The following is a 14,247-nucleotide window of genomic DNA, read 5'->3' as shown; positions in this document are numbered from 1 at the left end:
CGGGCATTCGTGGCGGGCAGCGGTTAATCGATGCTCTCGGGTCCCGGTCAATCCCGCAGAATCTGCGGCACGATTTCCCGGCATCGCTCGTCGTCTTCCTCGTTGCGCTCCCCCTCTCTCTAGGGATCGCCATCGCCTCGGGGGCTCCGCTGATGGCGGGGTTGATCGCCGCAGTTGTCGGCGGGATCGTCGCCGGGTCACTGGGCGGATCGTCGGTTCAGGTCAGCGGCCCCGCTGCGGGTCTCACCGTGGTGGTCGCCGGGCTGATCGACGAGCTGGGTTGGCCCATGTTGTGCCTGATGACGATTGGCGCGGGTGCTCTACAGATCCTGTTCGGCGTGAGCCGGATAGCTCGCGCTGCGCTCGCCATCGCGCCGGTCGTGGTACACGCCATGCTCGCCGGCATCGGCGTCACCATCATGTTGCAGCAGGTGCATGTCCTGCTGGGCGGTTCGTCGCACAGCACGGCGTGGCGAAACATCGCGGCGCTGCCGGACGGCATCCTTCATCACGAACTGCATGAGGTGATCATTGGCGGGATAGTCATCGCCATCTTGCTGGTGTGGTCAAAGCTTCCCGCCGCGGTGCGCATCATTCCCGGCCCACTGGTGGCCATCGCAGGAGCCACCGCGTTCTCGCTGATTGTCGACCTGCACGTGGAGCGCATCCAACTCTCCGGCAACTTCTTCGAAGCGATTGGTCTACCCCAACTGCCCGCCCTGTCCCCCTCCGGACAGCCGTGGGCTCACCACATCGGCGCCATCGCCATCGGTGTTCTCACCATCGCCCTCATTGCCAGTGTGGAATCACTGCTGTGCGCGGTCGGTGTCGACAAGCTCCACCGGGGTCCACGCACCAACTTCAACAGGGAAATGATCGGTCAGGGCAGCGCGAACGTGGTGTCCGGGTTGCTCGGCGGGCTACCCATCACCGGCGTCATCGTCCGCAGCTCGGCCAATGTGGCCGCCGGTGCCCGCACCCGGATGTCGGCGGTGCTGCACGGCGTGTGGGTCCTGCTGTTTGCGTCGCTTCTTACCGGCCTGGTCGAACTCATTCCCAAGGCCGCGCTGGCAGGCCTGCTCATCGTGGTCGGTGGCCGGCTGGTCAGACTAGCTCACATCAAAATTGCCTGGCGCACCGGGAATTTCGTGATCTACGCCATCACCATCGCGTGTGTGGTGTTTCTCAATCTTCTCGAGGGCGTCCTGATCGGACTTACCGTCGCAATCCTCTTCCTTCTGTTCCGGGTCATCCGTGCGCCAGTGGAAGTCAGGCCGGTCGGAGGCGAGGGGCCCACACAGTGGCGGGTCTATATCGATGGCACGGCGAGCTTCCTCCTTCTGCCTCGCCTGACGAAGGTCCTCTCCACGCTGCCGCAGGGGTCCGCGGTGACGCTGAATCTGAACGCGGACTACATCGACGACTCCGTGTCCGACGCCATTTCCGATTGGCAACGCGCCCACGAGGCGATGGGCGGAGCGGTAGCGATCGTCGAAACCGCGCCGGGAAGGCTGGACCGCGCCCACACCGACCCGCCGAAGCGGCAATTCACCCACGATGCGATAGGACTGGGTCCGCGCCGGTCAGCGCGCGGCAACAGCCACAATGGCGGCAGCGCATCGATTCTCGACGGCATCGACGACTACCACCGCAACGGTGCCGCCGCACTGCACCCCTACATCGCTGGGCTCACCGATTCGCAGAACCCCTATGCGTTGTTCCTGACCTGTGCCGACTCACGGATTCTCCCGCACGTCATCACCGCCAGCGGCCCCGGAGACCTGTACACGGTTCGCAACTTCGGCAACCTGGTACCCAACGATCCCACCGACGCCTCCGTCGACGCCCCCCTCGACTTCGCTGTCAACCAGCTCGGCGTGAGTTCGGTTGTGGTCTGCGGGCATTCGTCATGCGGCGCGATGGCGACCTTGCTCGAAGGCACTGCGACAGACGCTACGACGCCCATGGGCCATTGGCTCGAATTCGCCCGCGACAGTCTGGTCGCATTCCACAATCACCATCCGGCACGCCGCAGCGCCGCATCCGCCGGGTACCCGGAACGTGAACAATTGAGCATTGTGAACATCGCCGTTCAGCTGGAAAGGCTTACCCGCCACCCCATCGTGGCCACCCGGGTCGCGACCGGTGACGTACAACTCGTCGGTGCGTTCTTCGACATCTCGACCGCCCGCGTCTACGAGGTGAATCAGAACGGCATCGTGTGCCCTGAGGCGCCGGTAGTCATCCGATAGACCACGTATCAGCGCAGCAATGCCCGCGACATCACGACGCGCTGAATCTGATTGGTGCCCTCGTAGATCTGGGTGATCTTGGCGTCGCGCATCATCCGCTCGACGGGGAAGTCTGTGGTGTAGCCGGCGCCGCCGAACAGTTGCACGGCGTCGGTGGTGACCTCCATCGCGGTGTCCGCGGCAAAGCACTTCGAGGCCGCCGAGATGAAGCCCAGATTGGACTCACCGCGTTCGGCCCGGGCGGCGGCGGTGTAGACCATCAGCCGCGCCGCCTCGACCTTCATCGCCATGTCGGCCAGCATGAACTGCACTGCTTGGAAGGTGCTGATCGACTCGCCGAATTGCTTGCGGTCCTTGGTGTAGGCAATCGCGGCGTCCAGCGCGCCCTGGGCAATGCCCACGGCTTGCGCACCGATCGTGGGCCGCGTGTGGTCCAACGTGGCCAGCGCGGTCTTGAAACCGGTCCCGGGTTCGCCGATCATGCGATCGCCGGGGATTCGGCAGTCCTCGAAATACAGCTCGGTCGTCGGCGAGCCCTTGATCCCAAGCTTCTTTTCTTTGGGACCGACGCTGAACCCCTCGTCGTCCTTGTGCACCATGAACGCCGAGATGCCATTGGCGCCGCGGTCGGGATCGGTCACCACCATCACCGTGTACCAGGTCGACTTGCCACCGTTGGTGATCCACGACTTGGCGCCGTTGAGAACCCAGTGATCCCCGTCGGCCCTGGCCCGAGTTTTCAGTGACGCGGCGTCACTGCCGGCTTCGCGTTCACTCAACGCATACGATGCCAACGCCCCGTCGGCAGCCAGTGCGGGCAGCACCTGCTTCTTCAACTCCTCCGACCCTCGCAGGATCAGGCCCATGGTGCCGAGCTTGTTGACAGCGGGGATCAACGAGGCGGACGCGTCCACGCGCGCGACTTCTTCGATAACAATGCAGGCCGCTACCGAGTCAGCGCCCTGACCGCCGTACTCCTCCGGAACATGGACAGCGTTGAAACCGGACCCATTCAGCGCCGCGAGCGCCTCGTCCGGGAACCGAGCCTGCTCGTCGACGTCGGCGGCATGCGGCGCGATCTCTTTTTCCGCCAACGCGCGAATCGCTGCCCGCAATTCGTCGTGCTCCTCGGGGAGCTTGAACACATCGAACGACGGATTTCCGGCCCATGCAACCATCGTGTGAGCCCTCCTAGTCTCCTTGTAACTCGCCGGTTAACGTACCCCAACGCTCTTGTAGCGCGGCGTCCTTCGCGCGCACGCTGTCGGCCAGCCGATCCTGGAATTCGACGATCCGGGCTCGCAGCTCCGCGTCGGACGATCCCAGGATGCGCACCGCGAGCAGGCCCGCGTTGCGGGCGCCGCCGATGGACACCGTGGCCACCGGAACACCGGCCGGCATCTGCACGATCGACAGTAGCGAATCCAGCCCGTCCAGCCGGGCCAGCGGCACTGGCACCCCGATCACCGGCAGCGACGTCGCTGAGGCAACCATACCGGGCAGGTGAGCGGCGCCGCCCGCCCCAGCAATAATCACCTCGATGCCGCGCTCGGCCGCGCCACGGGCGTAGTCGAACATGACGGTCGGGGTGCGATGGGCCGACACGACCCGAACCTCGGTCGCGATGTCGAACTCGGTGAGCGCCTGCGCGGCCTCGGACATCACCGACCAGTCGCTGTCGCTGCCCATGATCACCCCGACTCGGGGCTGTTCAAGCCTTCGGGACCGTTGGGTCATGTGCCTCCCATCCGTCTTTCCACTGCCCGTGTGACAACCAGTGCGCGGCCAGCTCGGCGCGTTCGCGCAACGCACCCAGGTCGGAGCCACAGAAGTTGACGTGCCCCACTTTGCGGCCCGGACGCTCCGCCTTGCCGTAGAGATGCACCCGCGCATCAGGCATCCGCGCGAACAGGTGGTGCAATCGCTCATCCACGATCATCGCCGGCTGTTGGGCGGCACCGAGGACATTGGCCATCACGGTCACCGGCGCGATGGCCTCGGTATCGCCGAGCGGGTAGTCCAACACCGCGCGCAAGTGCTGCTCGAACTGGCTGGTGCGAGCCCCGTCCATGGTCCAGTGCCCGGAGTTGTGCGGCCGCATCGCGAGCTCGTTGACCACCAGCGCACCGGCTGTTGTCTCGAAGAGCTCCACCGCAAGCACACCGACCACACCCAGCTCGGCCGCCAGCTGCAACGCCAACTGCTGCGCCGCGGCGGCCACATGGTCGGGCAGGGCCGGCGCTGGCGCGAGCACCTCCACGCAAATGCCGTCCCGCTGCACCGTCTCTACTATCGGCCACGCCGCACCTTGGCCGAACGGTGAGCGCGCCACTAGCGCGGACAGTTCCCGGCGCAGCTCGACTCGCTCCTCGACGAGCACCGGCACCCCGTCGGCGAGGTACCCGAGGGCGATGTCGCGAGCATGCGCCAGATCACGGGCCATCGCAACGCCGCGGCCGTCGTACCCCCCGCGGACCGCTTTGACGACCACCGCGCCGCCGACTTGCGCAGCGAACGCGTCGAGGTGATCCAGGTCGTCGAGGCTCGCAACCCCCGCGTACCGCGGCACGGCGACACCCAGAGCATCCAGCCGCTGCCGCATGGCGAGTTTGTCCTGGGCGTATATCAGCGCCTGCGGAGGCGGCGCGACATTCACACCGTCGGCGACCAGCTTGTCCAGCAGCTCGTTGGGGACGTGCTCATGGTCGAACGTCAGGGCGGTGGCTCCGAGGGCAACCCGGCGCAGATCGTCAAGTTCGGTGTGCGAGCCAATCACCACGTTAGGGGTGACCTGCGCGGCCGGATCATCGGTCGAACTGGCCAGTACGCGGAGATTCTGCCCGAGCGCGATGGCGGCCTGATGGGTCATCCGGGCAAGCTGACCGCCGCCGACCATGGCAACTACTGGGGCAACGACCGGTGCGATCTGTGGGGTGCGTGAACTCGGCACGGCCATCATGGTGTCATGGGACCTGACCGGCGTCTTGACCGGCGTATTTGTCGGCCGTGGCACCCAATCGTCAGCTACCATTTTGCGTCAATTTTGCGTCCAACCGTACACTGACGTGCTGTGTCCTTTGCCGATGCCACGATCGCGCGCCTTCCGGGGGTAGTCCAGCCCTATGCGCAGCGCCACCATGAGCTGATCAAGTTTGCCATCGTCGGCGGCACCACATTCATCATCGACTCGGCAATTTTCTACACACTCAAGCTCACGATTCTCGAACCCAAGCCGGTGACGGCGAAGGTGATCGCCGGAATTGTCGCGGTCATTGCCTCCTACATCCTCAATCGGGAGTGGAGTTTCCGTGACCGTGGCGGCCGGGAGCGCCATCACGAAGCGCTGCTGTTCTTCGCGTTCAGCGGAGTGGGTGTGGTGTTGAGCATGGCACCACTGTGGTTCTCCAGCTACGTTCTGCAGCTGCGAGTGCCGACCGTGTCACTGACGGTGGAAAACATCGCCGACTTCATCTCCGCCTACATCATCGGCAACCTGCTCCAAATGGCGTTCCGCTTCTGGGCGTTCCGCCGCTGGGTATTTCCCGACGAATTCGCCCGGAACCCCGAGAGAGCCCCCGAGACGGCGCTGGAATCCGCCCTCACGGCGGGCGGCATCGCCGAGGTCTTCGAAGACAGCCTCGAGAGCGGCAATGTCACCCTGCTGCGTACCTGGCGCAACAAGGCCAGCCGCGCGGAGTCGAAGCCTGCGAGGCGAGTGCCTCAGCTGGGTGATTCGTCGGAACCCAGGGTGTCGAAGACTTCGTGATAGAGCAGCGCGTGCACGTCTCGCAGGCGCGGAATGTCGTAGAACTCGAGCGGATCTTGTGAGGCGGACTCGATAATCAGCGTCCCGGTGCGCAGCATGCGTTCGAGAATCTGGTCCCGGAACTCCACGCTGTTGATCCGTGCCAACGGAATGTCGAGACCGCTGCGGGTCAGCACTCCTTGCCGAAACATCACCCTCCGGTTGGTCACCACGAAATGGGTGGTCAGCCAGCTGAGGAATGGCCACAATGTCAGCCAACCCACGATCACCAGCCAGATCCCCCAGATGACCCCGTGGATGACGTTCTTGGCCGTCTGATGCCACTGCGTCGAGTTGACGAACCCGGACCCGAACGCTGCGAGGCCAGTGATCAGGACGAGAACGACAACCGGCCAGATCAACCGCTTCCAGTGTGGATGGCGGTGCAGAACAACAAGCTCGCCACTGGCCAGGGCATTATCGGGATAGCTCACCCTGGCGACCCTATCTCTCCGGGCCGCCGCGGTGCTCCAGCTCGCGCCTGCTAGCGCACATGCACGACGTCACCGGCAGAAATCACGATCGTTTGTCCCCCGGGGCCGTCGCCCGCTGCGCTCGTCGAAGCGTCCGGTTCCAGGCACAGCCGACCGTCGTCGTCGATGTCCCGCGCGAATCCAACGACCTCTGCACCGGCCGGCAGCACCGCGCGCACCCGCGACCCGATGGTCAAGCTGTACGCCCGATAGTCGGCCATCAGCTGCGGGTCCCCGGCTCGCCACTGCACCAGCCGCGCCGCGAGCTGGCGCAACAAGCTGCGGGCCAGTTGGTCCCGATCGGGTGCCGGCGCGCCCAGATCACACAGCGAGGTTGCCCCGGAACCTTCGACCTCGGCAGGTGCCTGCGTGACGTTGAGTCCCACACCGATTACCGCGAACGGCCGCGCAACCTCGGTCAGGATGCCCGCCAGTTTGCCGAGCGATCCAGCAGGGCCGGCCAGGACGTCGTTGGGCCACTTGAGGCCGGCTTCCACCGCGGTGTCGGCAATGAGGGGAGCCACCGCGTCCACGACGGCCAAACCGGTCGCCAGTGACAACCAGCCCCACGCCGAGACCGGAACCCGGATGGGATCCGCGACGCGCACACCCACCGACATCGCGATCTGCGCCCGCGGATCGGCAAACCATTCACGGCCGCGCCGCCCGCGCCCGGCGGTCTGATGCTCAGCGATGAGCACCGCGCCGTCGATATCGACGCCGGTCGCGGCGCGCGCCAGCAGGTCGGCATTTGTCGAACCGGTTTCATCGACAACATCGAGGTGTCGCCACCCCAAGCCTGCGTCGATCAACTCGTCACGCAATGAGCGGGCGTCCAGCGGCAACCGGAGCCAATCGCGGTCTGTCACGCGCCCAGCTTAAGAGCGCCGTTCAAGAGCCCGCCGCCGTTGCCGATAGCATCGACTCCCATGACTAGGGTTACCGACCACACTGCTGAGCCCGCGGCCGAGCACACCATCGACATCCACACCACTGCGGGCAAGCTGGCCGAGCTGGAACGACGCCGGGAAGAGTCGCTGCACCCGGTCGGTGAGGCCGCCGTCGACAAGGTCCACGCCAAGGGCAAACTCACCGCTCGCGAGCGCATCTATGCCCTGTTGGACGAGGACTCGTTCGTCGAGCTCGACGCGCTGGCCAAGCACCGCAGCACCAACTTCAATCTCGGCGAGAACCGCCCATTGGGCGATGGTGTGGTCACTGGCTACGGCACCATCGACGGCCGTGACGTGTGCGTCTTCAGCCAGGACGCCACGGTGTTCGGCGGCAGCCTCGGCGAGGTGTACGGGGAAAAGATCGTCAAGGTCCAGGAGCTGGCGATCAAGACCGGGCGCCCACTCATCGGGATCAACGACGGCGCAGGCGCGCGCATCCAGGAGGGCGTGGTCTCGCTGGGCCTCTACAGCCGCATCTTCCGCAACAACATCCTGGCCTCGGGCGTCATCCCGCAGATTTCGCTGATTATGGGTGCCGCGGCCGGTGGGCACGTCTACTCCCCCGCGTTGACCGACTTCGTCGTCATGGTCGACCAGACCAGCCAGATGTTCATCACCGGACCGGACGTCATCAAGACCGTCACCGGCGAGGACGTCACCATGGAGGAACTCGGCGGCGCGCACACCCATATGGCCAAGTCCGGCACGGCGCACTACGTCGCATCGGGCGAGCAGGACGCCTTCGACTACGTTCGCGAGCTGCTGGGCTACCTACCACCCAATAACTCCACCGACGCTCCGCGCTACCAAGCCGCGACGCCGGCAGCGGCCATCGAAGACAACCTCAACGACGAGGACCTCGAGCTGGACACCTTGATCCCGGACTCGCCGAACCAGCCCTATGACATACACGAGGTGATCACCCGCATCCTCGACGAGGACGAATTCCTGGAAATACAAGCCGGCTACGCCCAGAACATCGTGGTCGGGTTTGGCCGCATCGACGGGCGACCCGTCGGGATAGTGGCCAATCAGCCGACCCACTTCGCCGGCTGCCTCGACATCAACGCCTCCGAGAAGGCGGCCAGGTTTGTCCGGACCTGCGACTGCTTCAACATCCCGATCGTCATGCTGGTGGACGTTCCCGGCTTTCTACCGGGCACCGACCAGGAATACAACGGCATCATTCGCCGCGGCGCCAAGCTGCTCTACGCCTACGGCGAGGCCACCGTCCCGAAGATCACCGTCATCACCCGCAAAGCCTACGGCGGCGCCTACTGCGTGATGGGATCCAAAGACATGGGCTGCGATGTCAATCTGGCGTGGCCGACCGCACAGATCGCAGTAATGGGAGCCTCCGGCGCGGTCGGCTTCGTTTACCGCCAGCAGCTGGCCGAGGCGGCTAAGAACGGCGAGGACGTTGACGCGCTGCGATTGCAGTTGCAGCAGGAGTACGAGGACACGTTGGTCAATCCTTATGTCGCCGCCGAGCGTGGCTACGTCGACATGGTGATCCCGCCGTCCCACACCCGCGGCTACATCGGTACCGCGCTGCGCCTGCTGGAGCGCAAGATCGCACAGCTGCCGCCGAAGAAGCACGGGAATATCCCCCTATAACCGACGGGAGTGAGATGAACGATCAGACCCCGGTGAACGGTGAGTCGGGCACTTCCGCGCCGACCGTCGAGACGCCGCATCCGCATGAACCGCATATCGAAATCCTCAAGGGACACCCCACAGAGCAGCAATTGGCCGCGTTGGTGGCGGTACTGGGAAGCATCACCCCTGCTGCCCCAGCGGCTGCGCCCGAGCCTGCCCGGTGGGGCCTGCCAGTCGACAAGCTGCGGTATCCGGTGTTCAGTTGGCAGCGCATCACGCTGCAGGAAATGACGCATATGCGCCGATGACCCGGCTGGTGCTGGCGTCGGCATCCCCTGGTCGGCTCAAAGTGCTTCGCCAGGCTGGCATCGACCCGTTGGTCATAGTGTCTGGCGTCGACGAGGACGCGGTCACCGCGACCCTAGGCTCGGATGCCGCACCCGCGGACGTGGTGTGCGCCCTCGCCCAGGCAAAGGCCCAGCAGGTGCTACCCCATGTCGACGACGCCATTTCCGCCGATTGTGTTGTCGTTGGCGGTGATTCGATGCTGTACCTCAATGGCACGCTATGCGGCAAGCCGCGGTCTGTCGCGGACGCACGCCGACAGTGGCATGCCATGGCTGGGTGCGCCGGCCAGCTCTATACCGGTCATTGCGTTGTCCGACTTCTGGACAACGAAGTGGCCTCCACTGAAGTTGAAAACGCTGTTACCACAGTGCATTTCGGATCGCCCCCGCCGCAAGACCTGGAAGCCTACCTGGCCAGTGGCGAATCGTTGCGGGTCGCAGGAGGATTCACGCTCGACGGCCTGAGCAGCTGGTTCATCAATGGTGTCGACGGCGATCCATCGAATGTCATCGGCTTGAGCCTGCCGCTTCTAAGGGAACTGCTAGAGCGAGCGGGGCTGTCTGTCGCGACACTGTGGGCGGGCTGAACCCGCGAGCGACAAGCGCAATCACCGTCGCGCGGGCCGCACCGCCAAGCGATATTCCGGCCGGCGGTAGGCTCGAAGGCGTGCCGCTGCCCCCAGATCCACACCCGACCTTGTCCGCCTACGCCCACCCCGAACGGCTCGTGACCGCGGATTGGCTGTCTGCCAACATGGGCGCGCCCGGTCTGGCGATCGTCGAATCCGACGAGGACGTTCTGCTCTACGACGTCGGCCACATTTCCGGGGCAGTCAAGATCGACTGGCATACCGACCTCAACGATCCGCGCGTGCGCGACTACATCACCGGCGAGCAGTTCGCGGAATTGATGGACCGCAAGGGCATCGCCCGCGATGACACCGTGGTGATCTATGGCGACAAGAGCAATTGGTGGGCGGCCTACGCACTGTGGGTGTTCACGTTGTTCGGCCACCCCGATGTGCGGCTGCTCAATGGCGGACGAGACCTTTGGCTTGCGGAAGGCCGCGAGACCACGCTGACGGTCCCGTCCAAGACGTCCACCGGCTATCCCGTTGTCGAGCGCAACGATGCCCCGATCCGCGCGTTCAAGGACGACGTGCTGGCCATCCTCGGTTCCCAGCCGCTCATCGACGTGCGCTCCCCCGACGAGTACACCGGCAAGCGGACCCACATGCCCGACTACCCTGAGGAAGGGGCGCTGCGCGCAGGTCACATCCCGACCGCACGATCGATCCCATGGGGGATGGCGGCCGACGAAAACGGGCGGTTCCGTAGCCGCGGCGAGCTAGAGGAGCTCTACGGATTTCTCGAACCCGACGACGAGACCATCGTCTATTGCCGCATCGGCGAGCGGTCCAGCCATACCTGGTTCGTGCTCACCCACTTGCTGGGGAAGCCGGAGGTGCGTAACTACGACGGTTCGTGGACGGAGTGGGGCAACACCGTACGGGTCCCGATCGTCGCCGGTGAAAGCCCGGGCACGGTGTCCGACCGATGACGAAGCCTGCGAGCCTGCCCGCGCCGCTAGCGGAGGTCGTCGCCGACTTCTCGGAAGTCGAAGGACAAGACAAGCTGAACCTGCTCCTGGAATTCGCCAACGAGCTTCCGGCGCTTCCTGCGCATCTGGCTGAGTCCGCGATGGAGCCGGTGCCCGAGTGCCAGTCCCCCCTTTTCTTGCATGTCGACGCGTGCGATCCCAACCGGGTACGGCTGCACTTCAGCGCGCCGGCCGAAGCACCAACCACCCGCGGGTTCGCCTCGATCCTGGCTGCCGGCCTGGACGAACAACCGGCCGCCGACATCTTGGCGGTGCCCGAGGATTTCTACAGCGACCTGGGTTTGGCGGCTCTGATCAGCCCACTTCGGTTACGCGGCATGTCGGCCATGCTGGCCCGGATCAAGCGACGGGTCCGCGAGGCCGCCTGAATCGAGGAACCGCGTGACCGGCCCGTCTTCGCTCCGCATAAACTTCCCCCCGACACACTTGTAAGAAATTCTCTTAGAGACGCAGACCGGCCAGTCATACAGGAGGCGCAGTGCCTAGTCACGCCAGCTCGAGGACCGCTAGTATCTCTAAGGTTCTCGTCGCCAACCGCGGCGAGATCGCAGTCCGGGTGATCCGGGCAGCCCGCGATGCCGGCCTGCCCAGCGTGGCGGTTTACGCCGAACCCGACGCCGAGGCTCCGCACGTCAGCCTGGCGGACGAGGCGTTCGCACTGGGCGGTCAGACCTCGGCTGAGTCCTATCTGGACTTCGAGAAGCTGCTCGATGCGGCGGCGAAGTCCGGCGCCAACGCCGTCCACCCCGGCTACGGCTTCTTGTCGGAGAACGCCGACTTCGCCCAAGCTGTCATCGACGCCGGCCTGATCTGGATTGGTCCCAGTCCGCAATCGATTCGCGACCTCGGTGACAAGGTCACCGCCCGTCACATCGCCGCCCGCGCCCAGGCCCCGTTGGTACCTGGCACCCCCGACCCGGTCAACAACGCCGACGAGGTGGTCGCGTTCGCCAACGAGCACGGCGTGCCGATCGCGATCAAAGCGGCCTTCGGTGGCGGCGGCAAGGGCATGAAGGTCGCCCGCACCATCGAAGAGATCCCCGAACTGTACGAGTCGGCGGTGCGCGAGGCGGTGGCCGCGTTCGGCCGCGGCGAGTGCTTCGTCGAGCGCTACCTGGACAAGCCCCGCCACGTGGAGGCGCAGGTGATTGCCGATCAGCACGGCAATGTCGTGGTCGCCGGCACCCGGGACTGCTCACTGCAGCGCCGCTTTCAGAAGCTGGTCGAGGAGGCGCCCGCACCGTTCCTGACCGACGCCCAGCGCAAGGAAATCCACGAGTCGGCGAAGCGAATTTGCAAAGAAGCCCACTACTACGGCGCCGGAACCGTCGAATACCTCGTTGGCCAAGACGGGCTGATCTCGTTCCTGGAAGTCAACACCCGCCTCCAGGTCGAACACCCAGTCACCGAGGAAACGGCGGGCGTCGACTTGGTCCTGCAGCAGTTCAAGATCGCCAATGGCGAGAAGCTCGACTTGACTGAGGACCCCACGCCGCGCGGCCACGCGATCGAATTCCGGATCAACGGCGAGGATGCGGGCCGAGGCTTCCTGCCCGCACCCGGACCGGTCACGACGTTCCACCCCCCGGCTGGCCCAGGCGTTCGGTTGGACTCCGGTGTGGAGTCAGGGTCGGTGATCGGCGGTCAGTTCGACTCGATGCTGGCAAAGCTGATCGTGCACGGCGCCGACCGCCAGGAGGCGCTGGCACGGGCCCGCCGCGCCCTCGACGAGTTCACGGTCGAAGGCCTCGCCACCGTCATTCCGTTCCACCGCGCGGTGGTGTCCGACCCGGCCTTCATCGGGGACGATGACGGCTTCTCGGTCCACACCCGCTGGATCGAAACCGAGTGGAACAACACCGTCGAACCCTTCGCCGGCGGCGAACCCGTGGACGAAGAGGACGCCCGGCCACGACAGAAGGTGGTCGTGGAAGTCGACGGCCGCCGTGTCGAAGTCTCGCTGCCCGCCGACTTGGCACTGTCCAACGACGGTGGCGACCCAGCCGGGGTTATTCGACGCAAGCCCAAGCCGCGCAAGCGGGGTGCGCATGGCGGTGCGGCAGCATCAGGCGACGCCGTGACGGCACCCATGCAGGGCACCGTGGTGAAAGTGGCGGTCGAAGAAGGACAGGAAGTCACCGCCGGCGACCTGGTGGTGGTCCTTGAGGCGATGAAGATGGAAAACCCGGTCACCGCCCACAAGGACGGCACTATCAGCGGACTGGCGGTCGAGGCCGGCGCGGCCATCACCCAAGGTACGGTGCTGGCCGAGATCAAATAGCGCGGCGGGGCAGCAAGCCGTGCGGTGTCACCGGTGCGAGGCCGTACGTCGGGCGGTCAACGCAATGCCGAAGACGCTACCGGCGGCATCGGGCCGACGACCGTTATGAAAAGTCTGGACGTCGTCGGCGAGCGACGTCAGGACGTGCCAGCTGAAGCTGCCCGGAGCCACCACGTCGTGTGTTGAGCAGGCGGCGGATGCTTCCACCACAACTTCGTCGTCTCGCGGATCGACGACCAAGCTCAGGGTGGCTCCCGCGGCCGCCGACCGGATCAACCGGGTGCACACCTCGTCGACGGCTAGCCTCAAGTTCGCCACGGCATCGAGATCCAAGTCCTCGAATGCTCCGATCGCACCGACCAGAGTGCGCAGCATCGCCAGGTTATCCAAGCGCGCAGCAACGTTGAGTTCAACCGCGCGAGTGCTGCGTTGGTGCCTGGTAGTGCTCAGATCCGCATCGGTCATGTGGCCTCCTGGCAACTTTCGACCGACACTCTACCGTTCTGGGGCATCGGCTGGCGCTCATACTGCCATGACCGGGCCCACCATCGGCGGGACCGCCATCGACAGCGCCAGGACCATCAGCGTCAACAGGAACCACCCGGCACCGTGCCATCCCCACCAGGTTCCCCGGTCACGCCAAACGCGATAGGTCCGCACGAAAGCCCAGAGTCCGGCGGCAAACAAGATCGCCGGCCCGCCCATCGCCAGCAGGGTCCGCTGCGGCGGGCCACAGGCAGCCGTGTCGACGGCCGCAGGACCACAGGTGCTGATCCACAAAGCAGCCACGATGACAAAACCAATCCCAGCGACAGCACCCGCCAGCGCGAAGCGGATCGCGGCGCGGACCTCGCTGTCGTCCTGCCCCAAGCGATCGTCGGGCGGTCGCTCACCCATCGTCTGCATCCGCGAACCT

General features: G+C 65.4%; 14 protein-coding genes and 1 pseudogene. 8 read left to right on the top strand and 7 right to left on the bottom strand.

Features of this window, described 5'->3' with window-relative positions; translation table 11 throughout:
• Window positions 1–26: 26 nt before the first annotated feature.
• The gene (locus F6B93_RS05410; protein WP_246541089.1) at window positions 27–2,252 is read left to right on the top strand and encodes a SulP family inorganic anion transporter; all 2,226 of its coding nucleotides are present in this window, start codon (window positions 27–29) and stop codon (window positions 2,250–2,252) included.
• Between the two features lie 8 nt (window positions 2,253–2,260).
• Here F6B93_RS05410 and F6B93_RS05405 read toward each other — a convergent pair whose 3' ends face one another.
• From F6B93_RS05405 to F6B93_RS05395, 3 genes are read right to left on the bottom strand one after another with little or no spacing between them, the layout of a single operon-like run.
• A complete protein-coding gene (locus tag F6B93_RS05405) occupies window positions 2,261–3,430 on the bottom strand; it encodes an acyl-CoA dehydrogenase (protein WP_211698176.1) in 1,170 nt (389 codons plus the stop codon).
• Window positions 3,431–3,443: 13 nt separating this feature from the next.
• Complete coding sequence (purE, locus tag F6B93_RS05400) at window positions 3,444–3,989, bottom strand: 5-(carboxyamino)imidazole ribonucleotide mutase (protein ID WP_211698175.1); 546 nt, start codon at window positions 3,987–3,989, stop codon at window positions 3,444–3,446.
• On the bottom strand, window positions 3,964–5,211 hold the full coding sequence (locus F6B93_RS05395; RefSeq protein ID WP_211699287.1) for a 5-(carboxyamino)imidazole ribonucleotide synthase: 1,248 nt from the start codon (window positions 5,209–5,211) through the stop codon (window positions 3,964–3,966). The genes purE and F6B93_RS05395 overlap by 26 nt, the downstream gene beginning before the upstream one ends.
• Before the next feature lie 111 nt (window positions 5,212–5,322).
• Here F6B93_RS05395 and F6B93_RS05390 point away from each other — a divergent pair, with 111 nt between their 5' ends.
• Window positions 5,323–6,018: a GtrA family protein gene (locus F6B93_RS05390; protein WP_211698174.1), complete on the top strand. Its 696-nt coding sequence runs from the start codon at window positions 5,323–5,325 to the stop codon at window positions 6,016–6,018.
• On the opposite strand, the gene F6B93_RS05385 is transcribed toward F6B93_RS05390, so the two are convergent.
• Both F6B93_RS05385 and F6B93_RS05380 read right to left on the bottom strand, forming a co-directional pair.
• Window positions 5,973–6,491, bottom strand: coding sequence for a PH domain-containing protein (locus F6B93_RS05385; protein WP_211698173.1), 519 nt, complete (start codon window positions 6,489–6,491; stop codon window positions 5,973–5,975). The two genes, F6B93_RS05390 and F6B93_RS05385, sit on opposite strands and share 46 nt — an antisense overlap.
• Before the next feature lie 50 nt (window positions 6,492–6,541).
• Window positions 6,542–7,399 carry a biotin--[acetyl-CoA-carboxylase] ligase gene (locus tag F6B93_RS05380; RefSeq protein ID WP_211698172.1) on the bottom strand — a complete coding sequence of 286 codons (858 nt, stop codon included), beginning with the start codon at window positions 7,397–7,399 and terminating at the stop codon, window positions 6,542–6,544.
• 60 nt (window positions 7,400–7,459) lie between these two features.
• Here F6B93_RS05380 and F6B93_RS05375 point away from each other — a divergent pair, with 60 nt between their 5' ends.
• The 6 genes and pseudogenes from F6B93_RS05375 to F6B93_RS05350 all read left to right on the top strand — a co-directional run bounded on the left by F6B93_RS05375 (window position 7,460) and on the right by F6B93_RS05350 (window position 13,331).
• Window positions 7,460–9,100: an acyl-CoA carboxylase subunit beta gene (locus F6B93_RS05375; protein WP_211698171.1), complete on the top strand. Its 1,641-nt coding sequence runs from the start codon at window positions 7,460–7,462 to the stop codon at window positions 9,098–9,100.
• Window positions 9,097–9,390, top strand: a pseudogene (locus F6B93_RS05370) (acyl-CoA carboxylase subunit epsilon); the annotation flags it as partial. The gene F6B93_RS05375 and the pseudogene F6B93_RS05370, both read left to right, overlap by 4 nt.
• Complete coding sequence (locus F6B93_RS05365) at window positions 9,387–10,016, top strand: Maf family protein (protein WP_211698169.1); 630 nt, start codon at window positions 9,387–9,389, stop codon at window positions 10,014–10,016. The pseudogene F6B93_RS05370 and the gene F6B93_RS05365, both read left to right, overlap by 4 nt.
• A gap of 80 nt (window positions 10,017–10,096) precedes the next feature.
• Window positions 10,097–10,990, top strand: a complete 894-nt coding sequence (locus tag F6B93_RS05360; RefSeq protein WP_211698168.1) for a sulfurtransferase — start codon at window positions 10,097–10,099, stop codon at window positions 10,988–10,990.
• Window positions 10,987–11,418 carry a SufE family protein gene (locus F6B93_RS05355; RefSeq protein ID WP_211698167.1) on the top strand — a complete coding sequence of 144 codons (432 nt, stop codon included), beginning with the start codon at window positions 10,987–10,989 and terminating at the stop codon, window positions 11,416–11,418. Before F6B93_RS05360 ends, F6B93_RS05355 begins: the two co-directional genes overlap by 4 nt.
• Window positions 11,419–11,528: 110 nt before the next feature.
• Window positions 11,529–13,331, top strand: coding sequence for an acetyl/propionyl/methylcrotonyl-CoA carboxylase subunit alpha (locus F6B93_RS05350; protein WP_211698166.1), 1,803 nt, complete (start codon window positions 11,529–11,531; stop codon window positions 13,329–13,331).
• A gap of 27 nt (window positions 13,332–13,358) precedes the next feature.
• On the opposite strand, the gene F6B93_RS05345 is transcribed toward F6B93_RS05350, so the two are convergent.
• Window positions 13,359–13,796 (bottom strand): anti-sigma factor, encoded by a 438-nt coding sequence (locus F6B93_RS05345; RefSeq protein WP_211698165.1) that lies wholly within the window; start codon window positions 13,794–13,796, stop codon window positions 13,359–13,361.
• 57 nt (window positions 13,797–13,853) lie between these two features.
• The gene (locus F6B93_RS05340; protein WP_211698164.1) at window positions 13,854–14,237 is read right to left on the bottom strand and encodes a hypothetical protein; all 384 of its coding nucleotides are present in this window, start codon (window positions 14,235–14,237) and stop codon (window positions 13,854–13,856) included.
• Window positions 14,238–14,247 lie beyond the last annotated feature (10 nt).

Origin of the sequence: Mycobacterium spongiae (assembly GCF_018278905.1) — a bacterium.
In the GTDB taxonomy this organism is placed as follows: domain Bacteria; phylum Actinomycetota; class Actinomycetes; order Mycobacteriales; family Mycobacteriaceae; genus Mycobacterium; species Mycobacterium spongiae.
This window is presented reverse-complemented; position numbering and strand designations above follow the sequence as displayed.

What these genes read in the sequence shown, in the direction of transcription:
- F6B93_RS05405 (WP_211698176.1), bottom strand. Translation starts at nt 3,430, where the DNA reads ATGGTTGCATGGGCCGGAAATCCGTCGTTCGATGTGTTCAAGCTCCCC.
- F6B93_RS05345 (WP_211698165.1), bottom strand. Translation starts at nt 13,796, where the DNA reads ATGACCGATGCGGATCTGAGCACTACCAGGCACCAACGCAGCACTCGC.
- purE (WP_211698175.1), bottom strand. Translation starts at nt 3,989, where the DNA reads ATGACCCAACGGTCCCGAAGGCTTGAACAGCCCCGAGTCGGGGTGATC.
- F6B93_RS05355 (WP_211698167.1), top strand. Translation starts at nt 10,987, where the DNA reads ATGACGAAGCCTGCGAGCCTGCCCGCGCCGCTAGCGGAGGTCGTCGCC.
- F6B93_RS05340 (WP_211698164.1), bottom strand. Translation starts at nt 14,237, where the DNA reads ATGCAGACGATGGGTGAGCGACCGCCCGACGATCGCTTGGGGCAGGAC.
- F6B93_RS05375 (WP_211698171.1), top strand. Translation starts at nt 7,460, where the DNA reads ATGACTAGGGTTACCGACCACACTGCTGAGCCCGCGGCCGAGCACACC.
- F6B93_RS05395 (WP_211699287.1), bottom strand. Translation starts at nt 5,211, where the DNA reads ATGATGGCCGTGCCGAGTTCACGCACCCCACAGATCGCACCGGTCGTT.
- F6B93_RS05365 (WP_211698169.1), top strand. Translation starts at nt 9,387, where the DNA reads ATGACCCGGCTGGTGCTGGCGTCGGCATCCCCTGGTCGGCTCAAAGTG.